Below are 18,731 nucleotides of genomic sequence, written 5' to 3' on the forward strand. Positions count from 1 at the left end.
GCGTTGGCGGACCTTAGCCCGGAAGAGGCCGATTTCATGGCCCGCCACCGTGACGAAATCGAATCCTTCCTCACGCATGGCGCCACTGCGGTCGGCGTAGGAACGGCGGTTTTCGCCAAGAATCTGGACGAAGTGAAACTTCTGCTGAAAAAGATAGAAGCCTTGCATACGCGCACCTTTGAGCAGCATGGACACCTGCGTTCACCCGAGTTTTTTGCCAAGCGCAAGGAGCTGTTTGCTCAGCTCAATACCCAACTCACCTCGCTGACCAAGAAAAGCATCGGCTTCCCCGACCACCCGAAGCTGAAAACTGCTCTGGGTATTTCCAGCCGCAGCCTGGTGCATCGCGCAGGAAGAGCGGGCGGGTTCGGCCAGAACCCCGGCTATGCCACTCGCATTACCGCCGTGGCCAAGGCCTCCAAGTACGTCCAATACGGAGGCTGGGTCGGCACCGCTGTCGGCGGTGGCGCCTCGTACATGAAGGTTCAAGACGTGTGTAGAGCGGGTGATGCCGAGGCTTGTGAAAAGGTGAAATACACCGAAGGTGGGGGCTTTGCAGGTGGGGTCGCGGGTGGTGTTGCCGCTGGTGCGGCTTTAGGCGCTGTTGGGACTGGCGCTATCTGCGCCGCTATCGGGCCGCCCACTGCCGGGGTAGGAACTCTTATGTGTGGCCTTGTGGTCGTCGTAGGAGTCGGCGGAGTTTCTTTTGCAGCAGGTGCTCTTGGAGGGAAGGGCGGTGACGCAATAGGTGAAGTAATCTACGAGGCCACCAAATGAGCGTGAGTACCGCTGACAAAATTTTCCTCTGCGTCGGTTTAATCGATTTTGGAGGGCTTTTCATTTGGATTGGTATAGCGCTGCATCTGGCCTACACCAGGATGGACCTGATGTTGGTTCACCTGAAAAACTGCCCCGCGGTTATGATTCGCGTGTTTTTAATAGATACGGGCCCTTGGGGGCGCCTGCATGTATTTGGGTTAATAATGGGGCTGATGGTCGTGCCTAGTGTTTTTCTCCGCAATGGAGCGGCAAGCGCCGAGGACCTAAAAAATTTCCCGGCTGCCTTAAAACACAAACTGGTTGTTATGCAGTGGGTCAGTTGGGCGCTCCTATTGGTAATGTGTGGACTTGGGGTATACGCCATGTTCGGTCGTGGCTAGTGCTTCAGTCCTTACATACAAGCACCTTTGAGAAGCATGGACATCTGCGTTCACCAGAGTTTTTTGCCAAGCGCAAGGAGCTGTTTGCTCCGCTCAATACCCAACTCACCTCGCTGACCAAAAAAAGCATCGGCTTCCCCGACCACCCGAAGCTAAAAACTGCCTTGGGTATTTCCAGCCGCAGCCTGGTAAATCGCGCGGGGCGAGCGGGCGGATTCGGCCAGAATCCCGGCTACGCCACCCGCATAGGCGCCGTCGCCAAGGCTTCCCAGTACGTCAAATACGGTGGCTGGGTCGGCACCGCCGTCGGCGGCGGCGCCTCGTACATGAAAGTTCAAGACGTGTGCACGGCGGGCAATACCGAGGCCTGCGAAAAAGTGAAATACACCGAAGGCGGAGGTTTTATCGGCGGGGTTACAGGGGGTGCTGCCGTTGGTGCGTATTTAGGCGCTGCTGGGACTGGCGCTATCTGTGTTGCTCTCGGGGTGCCCACTGCTTGGGTAGGAACGCTTGTATGCGGCATTGTGGTAATCGGAGGAGGCTCTTTCGCAGCGGGTGCTATCGGAGGGATGGGAGGTGAACTAATAGGAGAAGCAATTTACGAGGTCATTCAATGAGCGTAAGTACTGCTGACAAAATCTTCCTCCGTGTCGGTTTAATCGATTTTGGAGGGGCTAGCGCGGAGGATCTAAAGAACTGTCCTACCGACCTTAAACGCAAACTGATCATTTTGCATCGGACCGGCTGGGGACTGCTATTGGTGATGTGTGGGCTCGCAGCGGTAGCCAAATCTGGTCTTGTTTAACACTTCGGGTACATGGCTGTTTACCGGCGCTGGGTTCGTTCAACCGAGTCGAGATTGCGGCACTGGTTGGGAACAATGATTGCGGCACAAAAACGGGACGGGATCTCCTGCGGGGATCAGCGCTTGGTTCCGTTGGTGTAGAGCGCCATGCTTTCGCAAAGCTTTTCGATGGCATCGAGCATCTGCCCGCTGGGTCGCTCCAGGCCGTTGTCCGGAATCTGTAACAGTTGCCCATGAGCAACGGCTGCGATCTGCGGCCACACGCGCCAGGCATCGAGCTGTGCGGTGCTGCTTGCCAGGATGACATCGGGATTGCGTTGCAACACCGACTCCAGGCTGATCTGCGGTGCCGCCAGCGGCAGGTCGGCGAACACGTTTTCACCCCCGCACACCTTCAGCGCATCGCTGATGATCTGCCCGCCGCCAACGGTGTACAGCGGGCGATCCCACACTTGGTAGAACACCCGCAACGGCACCTCTCGTCGGTAACGCTGACGCAGTGCGTTCAACCGGGTGCTGAACACCTGAGCCATTCCTTGTCCGGCTTCCGCGCGCCCCAACTGCGCCGCGACGTGCTCAAACTGAGCCGCCAACTGGTCGAGACTTTGCGGTTCGACGGTATAGGTCGGGATACCCAGGTGCGTTAATTGCGTGCGCTGGGCAACCCCGACACTGCCGGGCCAGAGCAACAACAAATCAGGCTTGAGGCTGAGCAGACGCTCCATTTCCAACTGGCCGTAGCGACCGACTGATGGCAGCCCGGCCACCTCGGGCGGACGTTCGCCGCCATCGAGCACGCCGACCAGCAGGTCGCTTGCGCCCAGTTCGACAACGATTTCAGTGAGTGATGGTGCGAGGCTGACCACACGTTCGACAGCCTGTGCCGGACTGACGAACGCCAGCAGCAGGCAAGCGAAGAGCCGGTTCATCAGCCCAATTGGCGGGGGATGCGATAGAGGTACAGCAGCACCACGCTGGAAAACGCCAGCAGGAACAACGGCACCGCCTCCAGCCCGACGAATACTGCCAAGGCGGAGATCCATGCCGGCAGGCCGGCAGCAAGAAATGCGGTGCGACGACGGGCGGCGAGTTCGATCCAGGCAGCAGGTTCTTCAGGGCTATTCAGGGATTTTTCTGTGGCGATCAAGGCGCGTTTGTAGGCGCCAAAGAAGCGCAAACTGACAAACATCGATGCGATGCCGGCAATAAAAATCGGCATTGCCAACACCGGAATAATGGCTTCGTTGCGGCCGAAAAACCCGTTGACCACCACCAGCGGCGCCAGCGTCAGGAACAGTTGCCACCACCAGGCCAGTGCCAGGCGACGACGCACATTACTGCGCGTCACGCGCGATCTGCCTCGTCCAGATGCTCGTTGCCCATCATGTGGCCGAGCTTGCCGGCCTTGGTCGCCAGGTAGACTTTGTTGTGCGGGTTATGCCCGGTGTGCAGCGGCACGCGCTCGGCAACGGTAATCCCCATGTCGGTCAAGGCTTTGACCTTACGCGGGTTGTTCGTCATCAAGCGCAGGGATTTGACACCCATGTGTTCGAGCATCGGCAGGCAGATCGCGTAATCACGCTGATCGGCGGCGAAGCCCAGACGTTCGTTGGCTTCAACGGTGTCGGCGCCGCCGTCCTGCAACTCATAGGCGCGGATTTTGTTCAGCAAACCAATGCCGCGGCCTTCCTGTCGCAGATACAGCAACACGCCGCGACCTTCAGCAGCAATGGCACGCAACGCAGCTTCCAGTTGCGAGCCGCAGTCGCAGCGCTGACTGAACAGGGCATCACCGGTCAGGCACTCGGAATGCAATCGGCCCAGCACTGGCTCGCCATCAGCCACATCACCGAGGCTGAGTACGAGGTGCTCACGCCCGGTTGCCTGCTCGAGAAAACCGTGCATGGTAAATTGCGCAAAAGGGGTGGGTAGCTTGGAAGCGGCAACAAAGACGACGGGCACCGTTGTGCTCCTGATCATATTGAGGACTGGAGATTCGCAGAGACAGCATTGTAACAGCAGCGTCTGACACACGCTTAGGCTGAATTATCACCTATCAAGATCGATAGACTCGATCAGTCATTCGCAGACGCCTGAGACGTTTAAGCGAATGCCCACATGAGCGCCTGCATCCCCAGCCAGGCAAAAACGCCGGCCAGCACATCGTCGAGCATGATTCCCACGCCGCCGTGTACGTTTTGATCGATCCAGCGAATCGGCCACGGCTTGAGAATGTCGAAGAAGCGGAACATCAAAAACCCCGCCAACAACCAGTACCATCCTTCCGGTACCAGCCAAAGGGTTATCCACATTCCGACCATTTCGTCCCAGACGATGCCTTCGTGGTCGTGCACACGCAGGTCATCGGCGACCTTGCCGCACAGCCAGAAGCCGAACAGCATGGTGATGCCCAGCATCAGCCAATAGCCCCAATCGGGCAGCATTTGCCACAGAGGAATGAACGGCAGGGCGACCAGGGAGCCCCAGGTACCTGGCGCCTTGGGCAGCGTACCGGAGCCGAAACCGAACGCCAGAAAATGCCAGGGATTGGTCCACACCGAGGGTGGAACCTGATCCGCAGGGACCTGCTTTGGATGATCTGTCACGGAGTCTCCCGAAAATGTTGATAGCCCCGTGTCGACGGAGTGACGTCCTGCCCAGCGCCATCGATCAAGGCCACACCCTGCCCCGCCACAACCCGACCGACCACATGCACCGAAAATCCGGCGGCGAGCAGCCCGGCCAGTTGCGACGCTGGCAGCGTAAACGCCAGGACATAATCATCGCCCCCGCTAAGCGCCGCGTTCCGAGCTGCTTCCAGCCCAAGAAACGTTGTGAGGGGGGCTGACAGAGGCAACGCATCGCGCTCGACCACCACACGCACGCCGGAGGCCAAGGCAATATGCCCACAATCGGCCAATAGCCCATCGGAGATATCCAGCGCCGCCGTGGCCTTGCCGCGCAAGGCCAGACCCAGCGCCAACTGTGGCTGCGGCGACCAGTATTGCGCCAGCAACGCGTGAGCGATAGAGGCCTCGGCACTGCGCTGGTTCAACACCAATGGCAAAGCTCCCGCCGCATCGCCCAGTGGACCACCGACACACAGTAGATCACCCGGTCGAGCGCCACTGCGGGTCAGCGCCTGACCCGCAGGAACGCGTCCAAACACGGTCATGGTCAGGCTCAATGGCCCACGGGTGGTGTCGCCACCCACCAGGCTCAGCGAGCAGCTCTGCGCCATCAGGTTCAGACCGTGCGCAAAGGCTTGCAGCCAGTCAGGATCGACGTCGGGCAGTGTCAGGGCGAGGGTGAATGCCAGTGGGGTTGCGCCCATGGCGGCCAGATCGCTGGCAGCCACCGCGAGGGCACGTTGACCTAGCAGGAAGGGATCGCAGGCCTCGGGGAAGTGCACCCCGACAACCAGGGTGTCGGTAGAAATCGCTAGCTGTTCGCCGGGCGGCACCGCCAGCAAGGCGCAGTCGTCGCCGATCCCCAATACGACTCCCTCACCCGTCTGCGCACACGGCGCAGCGGCGAAAAAATTGCGGATCAGCTCGAACTCACCCATAGGATGCAGGCGCCGGGGATCTGGAATAGAAAGGTACCAAGCAAGGCTCAGGCACTTCTCATCCAGAGCCTCTTAGCGCTTGTAAGCCTTCACTTCGGCTTCGCGCAAGCGAGGAGCCAGTTTGTCCAGAACGCCATTGACGAATTTGTGGCCGTCAGTGGAGCCGTAGACTTTCGCCAGCTCGATGCCTTCGTTGATCACAACGCGATACGGCACGTCGACACGCTTGAGCAGCTCGTAGGTGGACAGACGCAATATCGCCAGTTCAACCGGGTCAAGCTCTTCGAGGGTGATGTCCAGGCAAGGCACGAGAGCCGTATCGATCTCGGTCTTGTTGGACGGTACACCGTGCAGCAATTCACTGAAATACGTGGCATCGACATTAGTGAAATCGTTATCGACGCGAAACTGCGCCTCGATTTCATTGATCGAATGACCAGCCATGTGCCACTGATACAACGCCTGAGTCGCAAGCTGACGCGCTTCGCGACGCTTGGCGCTTTTGCTCTTGGCGACTGCAGGATCTTTTTCGTCGCGCGGGTTGAACTGGTCGCTTTCGTCGGAAATCATTTGGCCTCCAGCTGAGAAAGCAGGCTGACCATTTCGATAGCACACAGTGCAGCTTCGGCGCCTTTGTTACCGGCCTTGGTGCCGGAACGCTCGATGGCTTGCTCGATGGTGTCAACCGTCAACACGCCGAAAGATACCGGCACGCCAAACTCCATGGAAACCTGAGACAGGCCTTTGACGCATTCGCCTGCCACGTATTCGAAGTGCGGCGTACCGCCACGGATCACAGCGCCCAGGGCGATGATCGCGACGTATTCGCTGCGCTGAGCAACTTTTTGCACTACCAGCGGAATTTCGAAGGCACCCGGCGCGCGGATGATGGTGATGTCGCTTTCGCTCACGCCATGGCGAACCAGTGCATCAACGGCACCGCTCACCAGGCTTTCGACGACGAAGCTGTTGAAACGGCCAACCACCAGGGCGTAGCGGCCTTGGGGAGCGATGAAGGTACCTTCGATGGTCTTCAGGGTCATTCGGGTGAGTCTCGTCTTAAAGAGCAAGCACGCCCAATCGGCGCGCTTTGAGGGATTTTAGGCCACCAATTACAGACTGTCGGACAGAACGAGTGAAAGTCTTTCAGGCTTTCACACAGCGTCCAACCGGTCTTTATTCGGAGGGCACGTATTCTACAACTTCCAGATCGAAACCGGATATCGCATTGAACTTCATTGGCGAACTCATCAGGCGCATTTTACGCACGCCCAGGTCACGAAGAATCTGCGAACCGGCACCGACGATGCTGTACGTGGTCGGGGTTTTCACCGGCACGTTTTCGGCTGTGTCACGAATATGCGCGAGCAAGACGTCACCATTGAGCGGATGACCCAGCAACAGCACCACGCCACTGCCCGCCTCGGCGACCGCGACCATTGCAGCCCGAAGGCTCCAGCGGCCGGGCTGCTTGACCATCAGCAAGTCGCGCAACGGGTCCATGTTGTGCACGCGAACCAGGGTCGGTTCTTCGGCGCAGATGTTGCCCAGGGTCAGCGCCATGTGCACGTCACCTTCGACCGAATCGCGGTAGGTCACCAGATTGAACTGGCCCAATTCGCTGTCCAAAGGCTGCTCGGCAATCCGCTGAACGGTACGTTCGTGGATCATCCGGTAATGAATCAGGTCGGCGATGGTGCCGATCTTGATCCCATGTTCGGCCGCAAAAGTTTCGAGTTCGGCGCGACGGGACATGGTGCCGTCGTCGTTCATCACTTCGCAGATCACGCCGCTCGGTTCGAAACCGGCCATGCGCGCCAGGTCGCAGGCAGCCTCGGTGTGGCCAGCTCGCGAGAGAGTGCCACCGGCCTGAGCCATCAGCGGGAAAATATGACCAGGACTGACGATATCCTCGGCCGTGGCATCTTTCGCGGCAGCAGCCTGCACCGTGCGGGCGCGGTCGGCAGCGGAGATACCCGTGGTAACGCCGGTAGCAGCCTCGATGGAGACCGTGAACTTGGTGCCAAAACCGGAGTTATTACGCGGCGACATCAACGGCAGCTTGAGGAGTTCGCAACGCTCACGGCTCATCGGCATGCAGATCAGGCCACGGGCATGCTTGGCCATGAAGTTGATGTGCTCGGCCTTGCAGCACTCGGCGGCCATGATCAGATCGCCTTCGTTCTCACGGTCTTCGTCATCCATGAGGATGACCATCTTGCCGAGGCGGATGTCTTCAACCAGTTCTTCAATGCTGTTGAGCGCCACAAGGCACCCCCTTTCGGTTCAGGATTTGAGGTAGCCATTGGCGGCTAGAAAGCTTTCGGTGATGCCGCCTGATGAGTCGCTCGGCTCTGCGGCCTTGTCTCCCAGCAACAGACGTTCCAGATAACGCGCCAGCAAGTCCACTTCAAGGTTGACCTTACGACCCGGCCGGTATTCGGCCATGATCGTTTCAGCCAGGGTGTGCGGGACAATCGTCAGTTCAAACTCAGCGCCATTGACCGCATTCACCGTCAGGCTGGTGCCGTCGACGGTGATCGAGCCTTTGTGCGAAATGTACTTGGCCAACTCACGCGGTGCGCGGATACGGAACTGGATAGCGCGCGCATTTTCTTCGCGGGACAGAACTTCACCGACACCGTCGACATGCCCGCTGACCAGGTGACCACCCAGCCGCGTGGTCGGCGTCAGGGCTTTCTCCAGATTGACCGGACTGCCGGTCTTCAGGTCGACGAAAGCGGTGCAATCGAGAGTTTCGCGGCTGACATCGGCCCAGAAGCCGTCACCGGGCAACTCGACGGCGGTCAGGCAGACGCCGTTCACCGCAATACTGTCGCCGAGTTTTACGTCGCTGAGGTCAAGCTTGCCAGTGGCCACATAAACGCGGATATCCCCGCCTTTGGGGGTCAGAGCGCGGATACTGCCGATCGATTCGATAATGCCGGTAAACATGTGGTCCTCCACGAGAACAAGGCCAGCGCTATGCGATGGCCGGAAATTATACGCTGCCAGCGGTCACGGGGATGGCAATCACTCGCCAATCGTCACCCACCGCGCGCATTTCGACGATTTTCAGCGCTGGCGCCTCACTCATCTGCGCCAACGGCAGATCGAGCAGCGGCCGAGCCGTTGAACCGAGGAACTTGCCCGCGATAAAAATCTGATACTCATCGACCAACCCCAGCCGCGTGAACGCGCCAGCCAATCGTGGGCCTGCTTCAACCAGCACTTCATTGACGCCACGAGCGGCCAGTTCGTGCATCAGCTTGCGCAAATCAACATGCCCTTCGCTGTTGGCCAACGCCAGCATTTCATGGCCCTGGTCGTGATAACGCTCACGCGCCTCAGCCGCCGCGCAGGTTACGACGAGCGTGTTGCCAGCCTGAAAGAATGGCGCGTCGAGGGGCACGCGCAAGCGCCCGTCGATCAACACCCGCAGCGGCGGCCGGGTGACGGCCAGCGCAGTCAGTTCGGCACCCAGGCCCAACTCATCCGGACGCACCGTCAGGCGCGCACCGTCTGCCAACACCGTGTCGGCGCCAGTCAGCACCACACTTGATTGCGCACGCAAGCGCTGCACCGCTGAACGCGCGGCAGGGCCGGTGATCCATTGGCTTTCGCCGCTGGCCATCGCCGTGCGCCCGTCGAGGCTCATCGCCATTTTGACCCGCACGTAAGGCAGGCCGTGTTCCATGCGTTTCAAGAAACCTTTGTTCAGCACCCGGGCTTCGCCTTCGAGCACGCCGCTCTGCACGGAAATCCCTGCCGCCATCAACCGCAGCAGGCCTTTGCCTGCAACTTCAGGATTAGGGTCCTGCATGGCCGCAACCACGCGCGCGACCCCGGCATTGACCAATGCATCGGCACACGGCGGAGTCCGCCCCTGATGGCTGCAAGGTTCGAGGGTGACGTAAGCGGTGGCGTCGAGGGCCTTGTCGCCCGCCTGTCGCAGCGCATGCACTTCGGCGTGCGGCTCACCGGCGCGAACATGCCAGCCCTCGCCGACGATCTGTCCATCGCGCACGATCACGCAACCCACGCGAGGGTTGGGGTGCGCGGAGTAAATGCCTTTGCGCGCCAATTCCAGTGCGCGCGCCATGTAATGGTGGTCCAGAGCGCTCTGCTCAGTCGATGGCAGGCTCACTCTTTCACCGGTTCGCGGGCCAGACGGTCGATTTCTTCGCGAAACTCATTGAGGTCCTGGAAGCGCCGGTAAACCGAGGCAAAGCGGATATACGCCACTTCGTCGAGCTTCTGCAGCTCAGACATCACCAGTTCACCGACCACCAGCGATTTGACCTCGCGCTCACCGGTCGCCCGCAGTTTGTGCTTGATCCGCGCCAATGCGGCTTCCAGACGTTCGACGCTGACCGGGCGCTTTTCCAGCGCCCGCTGCATGCCCGCGCGCAGTTTTTCTTCGTCGAAAGGCTGACGACTGCCGTCTTGTTTAATCAGGCGTGGCAGCACCAGTTCGGCGGTTTCGAAGGTGGTGAAACGCTCACCGCAGGCCAGGCATTCGCGACGGCGACGCACTTGCTCGCCCTCGGCGACGAGGCGCGAGTCGATGACCTTGGTGTCGTTGGCACCGCAAAAGGGACAGTGCATGGTGGCAGGCAACAAAAAAAGGGAGGCTCATGGTAGGGCGAGTCGTCATTTATTTCCAGCGCTGCAACTAATTGCGGCGTTCTCCTGGCGCATCCCATTGGCAAGACAATACTCAAGGTTTGCGGTATATAGTCGCGCGGCAGGCGGTGTGAAATTTATACGGCTGGGCAATACTGCACGACGCGCCTCGGTCGCCCCCTGATTTTTTTGTTCTGTTGGAGCTGTTCATGTCGCTACGACCGCTTGTTTTGCTCAGTCTTGTCGGCCTGCTGGTCGCCTGTAGCAGCGAGCCACCCAAACCTGTCGCGGCCAAATCACAACCGACGCAAGTGATTAAAACCGCTGCCAGTCTTGGCCCTTTACTGCCTTATCAACGGGAACTGAGTGGTCAACTGCTCGGCGTACCGGCTGGCGCGGAAGTCGAGCTGGCGCTGCTGTTGATTGATGAGCGCAGCCGCCCGCAACGTTTGCTGGCCAGCACCAAGCTGATCGGCAACAACCAGTCCCTGCCGTTCCAGCTGCGCTTCAACCCGGAATCCTTTCCGGCGGGTGTGCGCGTCGAGTTGCGCGGCCGTGCCAGTCAGTCCGGCCAGTTGACCCTGCACCTGCCCTCGGTGCGTATCAATGAAGCCATCACCCAGGCGATGGGCCCGTTGCAGTTCGTACCGGCGCCATGACCCCTCCGCATGACCTGCAACGGGCGTTGAGCGAACTGCTCGGCGACGCGCAGCTGGTTGCCACTGAGCTGCCGGGCACTGCCTTGAAGCTCTGGCTGATTGATGCCGACAACATGGATCGCGCCTTCAGCCCGGAAGAAACCCGGCGCATTCTTGAAGATCCGCCGTATTGGAGTTTCTGCTGGGCCAGCGGTCTGGCATTGGCCCGTTTTCTCGCCGAACAACCGCAGTGGGTGGCGGGCAAACGCGTTCTGGATTTCGGTTCAGGCTCTGGCGTAGCCGCGATTGCAGCAGTAAAAGCTGGCGCGCTGGAGGTGGTGGCCTGCGACCTTGACCCACTGGCCCTCGCCGCGTGCCAAGCCAATGCCCGGCTGAATGACGTGCACCTGAGCTACTCGGCAGATTTTTTCGCCGAGACCGACCGCTTCGACCTGATCCTGGTCGCCGACGTGCTGTATGACCGCGCCAACCTGCCATTACTGGATCAATTCCTCAGTCGTGGCCGCCAGGCATTAGTGGCCGACTCGCGGGTGCGCGACTTTCAGCACCCCGCTTATCTGCGATTAGCGATGCTTGAAGCCCACACCCTGCCCGACCTGGCCGAGCCTGCGGAGTTTCGTAACGTCAGCCTTTATCACGCGTGCCGCGACCCGGCCTGACGCGCACCGCTTTCGACAAAACGCCGCGACCTTTATAGTTGCCGCCATTGAACGACTTCCGAGACTAGCGATGAGCCAGGACACCCCGTACATCTTCGACGCAACCAGCGCCGACTTCGACCAACTGGTTATCCAGAAGTCATTCCTCACGCCGGTGCTGGTGGATTTTTGGGCTGAATGGTGCGCGCCGTGCAAAGCGATGATGCCGGTCCTCAAGCAAATCACCGAGGGTTACCGGGGTGAGTTGCTGCTGGCCAAGGTCGACTGCGACGCAGAACAGGACATCGTCGCCCGCTTCGGCATCCGCAGCCTACCAACCGTGGTGCTGTTCAAGGACGGCCAGCCGGTAGACGGCTTTTCCGGTGCGCAGCCGGAGTCGGCTATTCGGGCAACCCTGGAACCCCACGTAAACATGCCGCCACCTGCCCCGGCCGACCCGCTCAAACAAGCACAAACGCTGTTCGCTGAAGGCCGGATCGCCGACGCCGAGAGCGTGCTCGTAGCCTTGCTGGGCGAAGACAACACTAATGCGCTGGCGCTGATTCTGTACGCCCGCTGCCTGGCCGAACGCGGCGAACTGGCAGAAGCGCAGAGCGTGCTCGAGGCGGTCAAAGGTGACGCCCATAAAGCCAAGCTCGCTGGCGCACGTGCACAACTGACCTTCCTGCGCGAAGCAGCCGACCTGCCCGACGTCGCCGACCTGAAGACCCGCCTGGCGCAGAATCCTCTGGATGATGAAGCCGCTTATCAACTGGCGATCCAGCAACTGTCCCGCCAGCAATACGATGCGGCACTGGATGGCCTGTTAAAGCTCTTCATCCGCAACCGCAACTACGCCGAAGGCCTGGCGCACAAAACCTTGCTTCAGGTGTTCGACCTGCTGGGCAACGATCACCCGCTGGTCACCACTTACCGTCGCAAGCTGTTTGCTGCACTGTATTAACTGCCCCAACTATAGAGCGGTGCATCTGTGCCGCTCACAACGTTGACCTCGGCACTGTGACGCATGCGCACCATCAGGCGTTTTCCCGCTGCCGTGCTGCCCGTCAGGCCTTCCAACTGGTTGAGTAAGTCCGGCCCGCTCATTTGCCCGGCCTTGCGCAGTAATTCTTTGGCGATTTGCCAGACCGCGTCGTCTTGATTGACGGGCAACGCAGCCGCCTGCTCAGTCGCAGGTTTCATCGTCTGCAATTGCGCACCCAGCCGGGCCCAGTCGCCCTCATCCAATTCCAAGGTCAAGTCCACGGGCCACTCGCCGATGGTTCCACGGATACGCAGCATGGGTGTTGTTCCTCAATGTGTGGTTCGGTGCGAGCATTCGCACGAAGGTGAATTTACCATCGCATGCAATGTGTCAGCGCCTTAAAATTGTTATAAGATCACATAACATCTTTCCACATCCATGCCATGCCCGGAGATTCTTTATGCGCCGCCTGCTGCTCGCCCTGCCTTTTGCCCTGCTTCCACTGGCCATTGCTCATGCCGCCGAAGAAAAGGAGCATGCCAGTCTCGGCGCTCACGAGCACGGTGTCGCGCAGCTGGATATAGCACTCGACGGCAAGACGCTGGAATTCGAGCTGCGCAGTCCTTCGATGAACATCGTTGGCTTCGAACATCCTGCCAGCACCGATGCAGACAAAGCCAAGGTCGCCGAGGCCCGCGAACTGCTGTTGAAGTCGCAGGCGCTGTTCAATCTGCCATTGGCGGCCAAGTGCGCAGTGATGACACAAAAACTGGAAAGCCCGCTGTTCGGCGACAAACCGGATGCCGACGATCATGACGACGACCATGCAGGCCATGATGATCACGCCAAGGGCGAAGGTGAAGAGCACCACCACGAGCACAGCGAGATCCATGCGCATTACCAATTCATGTGCGACACACCGTCCGCACTGAAGAAGCTCGACCTGACGCAACTCTTCAAGACCTTCCCCGCCACCCATAAAATTCAGGTACAACTGATCGCCCCGAGTGGTCAGCAGGGTGTTGAAGCAACGCCAGAAAACGCCACGCTGAAGTTCTGATAACCCCCGGTGGACACACCTCAAATGACCCAAGCACTTATCGAGTTGTCCGATCTTGGCTTTTCCTGGCCCGGTCACGCACCGTTGTTGGATATCCCTGCATTTCGTCTGGAGCCAGGTGAAACCTTGTTCCTGAAAGGCCCCAGTGGCAGTGGCAAAACCACCTTACTGGGGCTGTTGGGCGGCGTGCAGAAACCCAACCGAGGCAGCATTCGCCTGCTGGGTCAGGAGCTGACACAACTATCAGCCGGAGGCCGCGACCGTTTCCGGGTCGATCACACCGGGTATATTTTTCAGCAGTTCAACCTGCTGCCGTTCTTGTCAGTGCGTGAAAACGTCGAGTTGCCCTGCCGCTTTTCTAAGCTGCGCACCGCGCGCGCGACCCAGCGCCATGGCAGTGTCGATCAGGCCGCCGCAACGCTGCTTGCGCATTTGGGTTTGAAAGACCCGGCACTCCTGAGTCGCCGCGCAGACTCGTTATCCATCGGCCAGCAACAACGGGTCGCTGCGGCCCGGGCACTGATTGGCCAACCGGAATTAGTCATCGCCGACGAACCAACGTCCGCACTGGACGCCGATGCCCGCGAGGCGTTTATTCGCCTGCTGTTCGCCGAGTGCCGCGACGCCGGAGCCAGTCTGTTGTTCGTCAGCCATGACCAAAGCCTAGCACCGCTGTTCGACCGTAACCTGTCGCTGTCCGAACTCAATCGCGCCGCCGTCGCCGCAGAGGTCTGAGATGTATTTGTTTCGCCTAGCCATGGCCAGTCTGGCTAACCGCCGATTCACGGCCTTTCTCACTGCATTCGCCATCGCCCTGTCAGTCTGTTTGTTGCTGGCCGTCGAGCGCGTGCGCACTGAAGCACGCGCCAGTTTTGCCAGCACCATCAGTGGCACCGACCTGATCGTCGGCGCCCGGTCTGGCTCGGTCAACCTGCTGCTGTATTCGGTGTTTCGCATCGGCAACGCCACCAACAATATCCGCTGGGACAGCTTCGAGCATTTCGCCAACGACCCTCACGTGAAGTGGGCGATCCCGATTTCCCTCGGTGACTCCCACCGCGGCTATCGTGTCATGGGCACCAACGAGTCCTACTTCGAGCACTACCAGTTCGGCCGCCAGCAACATCTGGAGCTGGCCGACGGTCGTCCGTTTGCCACTGACCCTTTCGAAGTGGTGTTGGGCGCCGAAGTCGCCGACGCCTTGAAGTACAAGCTGGGCGATAAGCTGATACTGGCTCACGGCGTCGCGGTCGTCAGTCTGGTCAAACACGACGACAAGCCGTTCACGGTGGTCGGGATTCTCAAACGCACCGGCACCCCGGTGGACCGCACGCTGCACATCAGCCTCGGCGGCATGGAAGCGATTCATGTCGACTGGCACAACGGCGTACCGGCCCACGGCGCCGGGCGCGTCAGCGCTGATCAGGCACGCAACATGGACCTGACGCCGACAGCGATCACTGCATTCATGCTTGGCCTCAACAGCAAAATCTCGACCTTCGCCGTGCAGCGCGATATCAATGAGTTCCGGGGTGAACCGATGCTGGCGATTCTGCCCGGCGTGGCCCTGCAGGAGCTCTGGAGCCTGATGGGCACCGCCGAAAAAGCGCTGTTCGTGATTTCGCTGTTCGTGGTGCTGACCGGGTTGATCGGGATGCTTACGGCAATCCTGACCAGCCTCAATGAAAGAAGGCGCGAAATGGCGATCCTGCGTTCGGTAGGCGCTCGCCCCTGGCATATCGCAAGCTTGTTGATTCTCGAAGCCTTCGCTCTGGCCTTGACTGGCGTGGTCAGCGGCCTGGTCCTGCTGTACGTTGGAATCGCGGGCGCTCAGGGTTACGTGCAGTCCAATTACGGCCTGTTCTTGCCGCTGTCGCTGCCCACTGAATACGAGTGGACCCTGCTCGGTGGTATCCTCTGCGCCGCGCTGTTGATGGGCACCGTGCCAGCTTGGCGCGCGTACCGCCAATCGTTGGCTGACGGCCTGTCGATTCGTTTATGAGGACATCTATCATGTCGCGCCCACTGCTTGCGCTGTTGCTGCTGATCGCGCCCTTACTGGTCACGACGCCACTCTTGGCTGCGCCGCCAAAGGACTTGACATGGGCGCAGATGATTCCGCCAGACGCCCCGGTGATCGCCCCACAAACGGCGCCGATCCATAACTTGTCCGGCATGGCCGATGCGTTGTCTGCCGAAGCCGCGCCTGCTGCAAAGCAGCAATCGCCGTCCGCACCCGTGGTCAATTCACTGGACGGTCAACAGATCAGGTTGCCAGGTTATATCGTGCCACTGGAAGTCAGCGAAGAAGGTCGGGCCACCGAGTTTTTGCTGGTGCCCTACTTCGGGGCCTGCATCCACGTACCGCCACCGCCCTCTAATCAGATCGTCCATGTCACCAGTAAGGTCGGCGTAAAACTCGATGAGTTGTATCAGCCTTACTGGATCGAAGGCACGATGAAGGTCGAAGCCTCCACCAGCGAACTGGCCGATGCAGGCTACAAAATGGAGGCCGACAAGATTTACGTCTATGAGTTGCCTGAGTCCTGATATTTTTTTGCCTCATGGCAATTTCATTGCGCTGGGTCAAAAGGACCCATCCATGCAGGCCCTATCATTAGCCATCGCCACAACTAATGTCTAATGGAGCAATCATGCACAAGTCACTGCTCAGCGCGTCCCTGTTCGCGCTAGCGCTCAGCGCACCTCTCGTCCACGCCCACGAAGCCGGTGACATCATCGTCCGTGCGGGTGCGGCAAGAGTTTCCCCAGATGACTCTAGCGGAAATCTGAAACTCGACGGTACTAAAATTTCGGGCACGAAAGCGACCGTAGACGGCGATACTCAGCTCGGTCTCGCAGTGGCTTACATGCTCACCAACCACTTCGGCCTTGAGTTGCTGGCGGCTACGCCGTTCAAACACACCGTTGCAGTTAAAGGCCTCGGCGCGCTGGATGGCAAGCTTGCAGACATCAAAGAATTGCCACCGACCTTGTCGTTGCAGTACTACCCTATGGAATCTACATCCAAGTTCCAGCCTTACGCTGGCATCGGCTTGAACTACACCATGTTCTTCGGCTCAGACTTGACCAGCGAACGCAAGGATCAAGGCTTCAGCAACCTGAAACTGAAAAATTCCGTCGGTTTGGCCGGTCAAATTGGCGCGGATTACATGCTGACAGACCACATTATGCTTAACGCCTCGGTCTGGTATATCGATATCAACACCACAGCAACCACAGACCTGGGTGCTAACCGCGTCAAGGTCAATGTTGACGTTGATCCATGGGTTTACATGGTTGGTGTCGGTTACAAGTTCTAACGCGCCCCGAAAGGCACGTATAAAAAAGGCACCTTCGCGGTGCCTTTTTTGCGTCAGCGAATTAACGCCCGAGCAAGCGCGCCAGACCGACGCTGAGTGGCGTTGGCTCAGGGAACTTGAAGCGTTCAAGCAATCGTCGATTGTTGGCCCGTGAATGGCGGATATCACCGGAGCGCGCCGGCAGGTAGGTGATTGCAGGCAATTCACCCAGCACCTGCGACAAAGCCATCAACAACTGATTCAACGTGGTGGCCTGATTGAGGCCAACGTTGATTGCGCCTGCCTCGACATCCGGCAGTTCCAGCGCCTGCACCAGTATCGACGCCAGATCGCCGACATAGACAAAATCCCGGGTCTGTTCACCGTCGCCGAAAATCGCGATCGGCAGCCCTTTTTCAGCACGTTCGCAAAAAATGCTGATCACCCCGGAATAAGGCGAAGACGGATCCTGACGCGGACCAAAGATATTGAAAAAACGGAACACCACCGGTTCCAGACCATGCTGGCGACGGTAGAAATCCAGGTAGTACTCGCTCGACAGCTTGTCCGCCGCATAGGGCGTCAAGGGTGCCTTGGGCGTGTCTTCGAGAATTGACTCACCTTCGCCATTATTGCCATAAACAGCAGCACTGGAGGCGAACAACACACGTTTGATCCCCGCCTGCCGCATGGCCTCGCAAACGTTCAGGGTGCCGACAAAGTTACTTTGGTGCGTGCGCACCGGGTCGTCCACCGACGCTTGCACCGATGCCACCGCCGCGAGGTGCGCAACAGCCTGGCAGCCTATGGCAGCGCGCGCGACCAATGCCGCATCGGCGACATCGCCTTCGATCAATTCAACGCGCGGATTATCCAGCGGCAGATTACTGCGTTTGCCGGTGGACAGGTCGTCCAGAACACGTACCGCATAACCCTTGTCGAGCAAGGCATCAACTAGGTGCGAGCCAATGAAGCCGGCGCCGCCGGTGACTAAGACAGGTGCATCAACCATGACGATAATAACGGTCCAGTAGGCTTGGCAGACCCGCACGCCAAGCACGAGGCTTGATGCCAAAGGTATGAAGGATTTTCTTGCAGGCCAGCACCCCGTGTTGCGGCTCTTCGCTGGCATCGGGACTCGCGGCGTGAGCCCGCGCGGTCGGAGCTTCGATGGCCAGTGGGTGCAACAACCTCGCTTCGGTCAGGATCGCCTGCCCCAACGCCAGTGGCGTGGTCGCTTCGTGGCCTGCGTAGTGATAGGTGCCCCACAGCGGCGCCGCACAATCGAGTTGTTTGAGCACGGAAATAATTACCCGCGCCGCATCATCGACCGGTGTCGGATTACCGCGACGGTCATCGGCCATCGGTATTTCTTCAGTCAACTCAGCCCGTGCAAGGAAACGTCCGAGCACACCATCCCGGCTGTCATCGAGCAACCAACCGAAACGCAGCAGCACATGTTGCGGGCAGGTCGCGCGCACGCTTTGTTCGATGCGCCACAACGCCTGACCGCGCTGACCCAATGGTATCGGTTCGTCTTTTTCGCTGTAGGCGGTTGCTCGCGAGCCATCGAATACTCGATAGCTGGACGGTTGCAACAGCACGATATTGTGGTGCTGGCACAGTTCGGCAAGGCGCTCGACAGAGCGTTCCTGGACAGCCAAACGTGCCTCGCTCACTGTCTCCGCCTGAAACCAGTCGAAGTAGTAAGCAAGATTGATCAAGGCATCGGGGCGGGTGTCGTCGAGCAGTTGCGTCAGGCTCGCAGCGTCCCAACCGGCTTCCGGTGGACGTGGCGCGAGGAAACCAATGTCTTCCTCGGCACCCAGACGAATCAGCGCCTGCCCGAGGGCATTCCCGCCGCCCAACAGCATAAGGCGCATTCGCATAGAGTCAGCAGGCTCGGTGTCAGAATCAGTTCAAAAAGA

The 18,731-nt window shown here is 59.4% G+C and carries 24 protein-coding genes and 1 pseudogene; 11 read left to right on the forward strand and 14 right to left on the reverse strand.

Annotated features, from left to right (window positions below; all coding sequences use genetic code 11):
• The 3 genes and pseudogenes from QN399_RS24580 to QN399_RS24590 all read left to right on the forward strand — a co-directional run.
• Positions 1-777 (forward strand): annotated as a pseudogene (locus tag QN399_RS24580) (hypothetical protein); the annotation flags it as partial.
• Positions 774-1,160 carry a hypothetical protein gene (locus tag QN399_RS24585; protein ID WP_322182264.1) on the forward strand — a complete coding sequence of 129 codons (387 nt, stop codon included), beginning with the start codon at positions 774-776 and terminating at the stop codon, positions 1,158-1,160. The pseudogene QN399_RS24580 and the gene QN399_RS24585, both read left to right, overlap by 4 nt.
• On the forward strand, positions 1,160-1,777 hold the full coding sequence (locus tag QN399_RS24590; protein ID WP_322182266.1) for a hypothetical protein: 618 nt from the start codon (positions 1,160-1,162) through the stop codon (positions 1,775-1,777). Before QN399_RS24585 ends, QN399_RS24590 begins: the two co-directional genes overlap by 1 nt.
• A gap of 304 nt (positions 1,778-2,081) precedes the next feature.
• On the opposite strand, the gene QN399_RS24595 is transcribed toward QN399_RS24590, so the two are convergent.
• The 11 genes from QN399_RS24595 to nrdR form a co-directional block, all read right to left on the reverse strand.
• Positions 2,082-2,894, reverse strand: coding sequence for a cobalamin-binding protein (locus QN399_RS24595; RefSeq protein WP_330201814.1), 813 nt, complete (start codon positions 2,892-2,894; stop codon positions 2,082-2,084).
• A complete protein-coding gene (locus QN399_RS24600) occupies positions 2,894-3,313 on the reverse strand; it encodes an MFS transporter (protein ID WP_322182270.1) in 420 nt (139 codons plus the stop codon). Before QN399_RS24600 ends, QN399_RS24595 begins: the two co-directional genes overlap by 1 nt.
• A complete protein-coding gene (gene ribA, locus QN399_RS24605) occupies positions 3,310-3,927 on the reverse strand; it encodes a GTP cyclohydrolase II (RefSeq protein WP_322182272.1) in 618 nt (205 codons plus the stop codon). Before ribA ends, QN399_RS24600 begins: the two co-directional genes overlap by 4 nt.
• A 140-nt stretch (positions 3,928-4,067) precedes the next feature.
• Entirely contained in the window at positions 4,068-4,571 is a 504-nt protein-coding gene (locus QN399_RS24610) for a phosphatidylglycerophosphatase A (RefSeq protein WP_322182274.1), read from the reverse strand.
• Positions 4,568-5,533 (reverse strand): thiamine-phosphate kinase, encoded by a 966-nt coding sequence (gene thiL, locus QN399_RS24615; protein ID WP_322182276.1) that lies wholly within the window; start codon positions 5,531-5,533, stop codon positions 4,568-4,570. Before thiL ends, QN399_RS24610 begins: the two co-directional genes overlap by 4 nt.
• Before the next feature lie 72 nt (positions 5,534-5,605).
• On the reverse strand, positions 5,606-6,103 hold the full coding sequence (nusB, locus tag QN399_RS24620) for a transcription antitermination factor NusB (RefSeq protein ID WP_322182278.1): 498 nt from the start codon (positions 6,101-6,103) through the stop codon (positions 5,606-5,608).
• Positions 6,100-6,576: a 6,7-dimethyl-8-ribityllumazine synthase gene (ribE, locus tag QN399_RS24625; RefSeq protein WP_322182280.1), complete on the reverse strand. Its 477-nt coding sequence runs from the start codon at positions 6,574-6,576 to the stop codon at positions 6,100-6,102. Before ribE ends, nusB begins: the two co-directional genes overlap by 4 nt.
• Before the next feature lie 133 nt (positions 6,577-6,709).
• A complete protein-coding gene (gene ribBA, locus QN399_RS24630; RefSeq protein WP_322182282.1) occupies positions 6,710-7,801 on the reverse strand; it encodes a bifunctional 3,4-dihydroxy-2-butanone-4-phosphate synthase/GTP cyclohydrolase II in 1,092 nt (363 codons plus the stop codon).
• Positions 7,802-7,819: 18 nt separating this feature from the next.
• Positions 7,820-8,488 (reverse strand): riboflavin synthase, encoded by a 669-nt coding sequence (locus QN399_RS24635; protein WP_322182284.1) that lies wholly within the window; start codon positions 8,486-8,488, stop codon positions 7,820-7,822.
• 46 nt (positions 8,489-8,534) lie between these two features.
• Complete coding sequence (ribD, locus tag QN399_RS24640; RefSeq protein ID WP_322182892.1) at positions 8,535-9,635, reverse strand: bifunctional diaminohydroxyphosphoribosylaminopyrimidine deaminase/5-amino-6-(5-phosphoribosylamino)uracil reductase RibD; 1,101 nt, start codon at positions 9,633-9,635, stop codon at positions 8,535-8,537.
• A gap of 41 nt (positions 9,636-9,676) precedes the next feature.
• Positions 9,677-10,141: a transcriptional regulator NrdR gene (nrdR, locus tag QN399_RS24645; protein WP_322182286.1), complete on the reverse strand. Its 465-nt coding sequence runs from the start codon at positions 10,139-10,141 to the stop codon at positions 9,677-9,679.
• A 227-nt stretch (positions 10,142-10,368) separates the two neighbouring features.
• Here nrdR and QN399_RS24650 point away from each other — a divergent pair, with 227 nt between their 5' ends.
• The 3 genes from QN399_RS24650 (at position 10,369) to trxA (ending at position 12,420) form a co-directional block, all read left to right on the forward strand.
• Positions 10,369-10,818 carry a hypothetical protein gene (locus tag QN399_RS24650; RefSeq protein WP_330201815.1) on the forward strand — a complete coding sequence of 150 codons (450 nt, stop codon included), beginning with the start codon at positions 10,369-10,371 and terminating at the stop codon, positions 10,816-10,818.
• Entirely contained in the window at positions 10,815-11,477 is a 663-nt protein-coding gene (locus tag QN399_RS24655; RefSeq protein ID WP_330201816.1) for a 50S ribosomal protein L11 methyltransferase, read from the forward strand. Before QN399_RS24650 ends, QN399_RS24655 begins: the two co-directional genes overlap by 4 nt.
• Positions 11,478-11,547: 70 nt before the next feature.
• Complete coding sequence (trxA, locus tag QN399_RS24660; protein WP_330201817.1) at positions 11,548-12,420, forward strand: thioredoxin; 873 nt, start codon at positions 11,548-11,550, stop codon at positions 12,418-12,420.
• Here the strand turns inward: trxA and QN399_RS24665 are convergent.
• Positions 12,417-12,758, reverse strand: coding sequence for a hypothetical protein (locus QN399_RS24665; RefSeq protein WP_330201818.1), 342 nt, complete (start codon positions 12,756-12,758; stop codon positions 12,417-12,419). The genes trxA and QN399_RS24665 overlap by 4 nt on opposite strands.
• 143 nt (positions 12,759-12,901) lie before the next feature.
• Between QN399_RS24665 and QN399_RS24670 the strand changes: the two genes are divergently transcribed.
• From QN399_RS24670 to QN399_RS24690, 5 genes are all read left to right on the forward strand, one after another.
• The gene (locus QN399_RS24670) at positions 12,902-13,501 is read left to right on the forward strand and encodes a DUF2796 domain-containing protein (protein ID WP_330201819.1); all 600 of its coding nucleotides are present in this window, start codon (positions 12,902-12,904) and stop codon (positions 13,499-13,501) included.
• Between the two features lie 24 nt (positions 13,502-13,525).
• Positions 13,526-14,236, forward strand: a complete 711-nt coding sequence (locus QN399_RS24675) for an ABC transporter ATP-binding protein (RefSeq protein WP_322182298.1) — start codon at positions 13,526-13,528, stop codon at positions 14,234-14,236.
• A 1-nt stretch (position 14,237) separates the two neighbouring features.
• Positions 14,238-15,503, forward strand: coding sequence for an ABC transporter permease (locus QN399_RS24680; protein WP_322182300.1), 1,266 nt, complete (start codon positions 14,238-14,240; stop codon positions 15,501-15,503).
• Between the two features lie 11 nt (positions 15,504-15,514).
• Positions 15,515-16,051, forward strand: a complete 537-nt coding sequence (locus QN399_RS24685; RefSeq protein ID WP_322182302.1) for a DUF3299 domain-containing protein — start codon at positions 15,515-15,517, stop codon at positions 16,049-16,051.
• 104 nt (positions 16,052-16,155) lie between these two features.
• On the forward strand, positions 16,156-16,824 hold the full coding sequence (locus QN399_RS24690) for an OmpW family outer membrane protein (protein WP_322182304.1): 669 nt from the start codon (positions 16,156-16,158) through the stop codon (positions 16,822-16,824).
• A 61-nt stretch (positions 16,825-16,885) separates the two neighbouring features.
• Here QN399_RS24690 and QN399_RS24695 read toward each other — a convergent pair whose 3' ends face one another.
• Positions 16,886-17,815 carry an NAD-dependent epimerase/dehydratase family protein gene (locus QN399_RS24695; RefSeq protein WP_322182307.1) on the reverse strand — a complete coding sequence of 310 codons (930 nt, stop codon included), beginning with the start codon at positions 17,813-17,815 and terminating at the stop codon, positions 16,886-16,888.
• Positions 17,808-18,692 carry a sugar nucleotide-binding protein gene (locus QN399_RS24700; protein ID WP_322182309.1) on the reverse strand — a complete coding sequence of 295 codons (885 nt, stop codon included), beginning with the start codon at positions 18,690-18,692 and terminating at the stop codon, positions 17,808-17,810. Before QN399_RS24700 ends, QN399_RS24695 begins: the two co-directional genes overlap by 8 nt.
• Positions 18,693-18,731: the final 39 nt, after the last annotated feature.

Origin of the sequence: Pseudomonas sp. 10C3 (genome assembly GCF_036346185.1) — a bacterium.
GTDB lineage: Bacteria > Pseudomonadota > Gammaproteobacteria > Pseudomonadales > Pseudomonadaceae > Aquipseudomonas.

Bases quoted from the DNA above. Each gene is read 5' to 3' on its own strand.
- thiL (WP_322182276.1), bottom strand. From the start codon at position 5,533: ATGGGTGAGTTCGAGCTGATCCGCAATTTTTTCGCCGCTGCGCCGTGT.
- QN399_RS24665 (WP_330201818.1), bottom strand. From the start codon at position 12,758: ATGCTGCGTATCCGTGGAACCATCGGCGAGTGGCCCGTGGACTTGACC.
- QN399_RS24695 (WP_322182307.1), bottom strand. From the start codon at position 17,815: ATGGTTGATGCACCTGTCTTAGTCACCGGCGGCGCCGGCTTCATTGGC.
- nusB (WP_322182278.1), bottom strand. From the start codon at position 6,103: ATGATTTCCGACGAAAGCGACCAGTTCAACCCGCGCGACGAAAAAGAT.
- QN399_RS24685 (WP_322182302.1), top strand. From the start codon at position 15,515: ATGTCGCGCCCACTGCTTGCGCTGTTGCTGCTGATCGCGCCCTTACTG.
- QN399_RS24670 (WP_330201819.1), top strand. From the start codon at position 12,902: ATGCGCCGCCTGCTGCTCGCCCTGCCTTTTGCCCTGCTTCCACTGGCC.
- QN399_RS24690 (WP_322182304.1), top strand. From the start codon at position 16,156: ATGCACAAGTCACTGCTCAGCGCGTCCCTGTTCGCGCTAGCGCTCAGC.
- ribD (WP_322182892.1), bottom strand. From the start codon at position 9,635: ATGGCGCGCGCACTGGAATTGGCGCGCAAAGGCATTTACTCCGCGCAC.
- QN399_RS24585 (WP_322182264.1), top strand. From the start codon at position 774: ATGAGCGTGAGTACCGCTGACAAAATTTTCCTCTGCGTCGGTTTAATC.
- ribE (WP_322182280.1), bottom strand. From the start codon at position 6,576: ATGACCCTGAAGACCATCGAAGGTACCTTCATCGCTCCCCAAGGCCGC.
- QN399_RS24635 (WP_322182284.1), bottom strand. From the start codon at position 8,488: ATGTTTACCGGCATTATCGAATCGATCGGCAGTATCCGCGCTCTGACC.
- QN399_RS24650 (WP_330201815.1), top strand. From the start codon at position 10,369: ATGTCGCTACGACCGCTTGTTTTGCTCAGTCTTGTCGGCCTGCTGGTC.
- QN399_RS24655 (WP_330201816.1), top strand. From the start codon at position 10,815: ATGACCCCTCCGCATGACCTGCAACGGGCGTTGAGCGAACTGCTCGGC.
- QN399_RS24595 (WP_330201814.1), bottom strand. From the start codon at position 2,894: ATGAACCGGCTCTTCGCTTGCCTGCTGCTGGCGTTCGTCAGTCCGGCA.
- QN399_RS24680 (WP_322182300.1), top strand. From the start codon at position 14,238: ATGTATTTGTTTCGCCTAGCCATGGCCAGTCTGGCTAACCGCCGATTC.
- nrdR (WP_322182286.1), bottom strand. From the start codon at position 10,141: ATGCACTGTCCCTTTTGCGGTGCCAACGACACCAAGGTCATCGACTCG.
- QN399_RS24700 (WP_322182309.1), bottom strand. From the start codon at position 18,692: ATGCGAATGCGCCTTATGCTGTTGGGCGGCGGGAATGCCCTCGGGCAG.
- QN399_RS24675 (WP_322182298.1), top strand. From the start codon at position 13,526: ATGACCCAAGCACTTATCGAGTTGTCCGATCTTGGCTTTTCCTGGCCC.
- trxA (WP_330201817.1), top strand. From the start codon at position 11,548: ATGAGCCAGGACACCCCGTACATCTTCGACGCAACCAGCGCCGACTTC.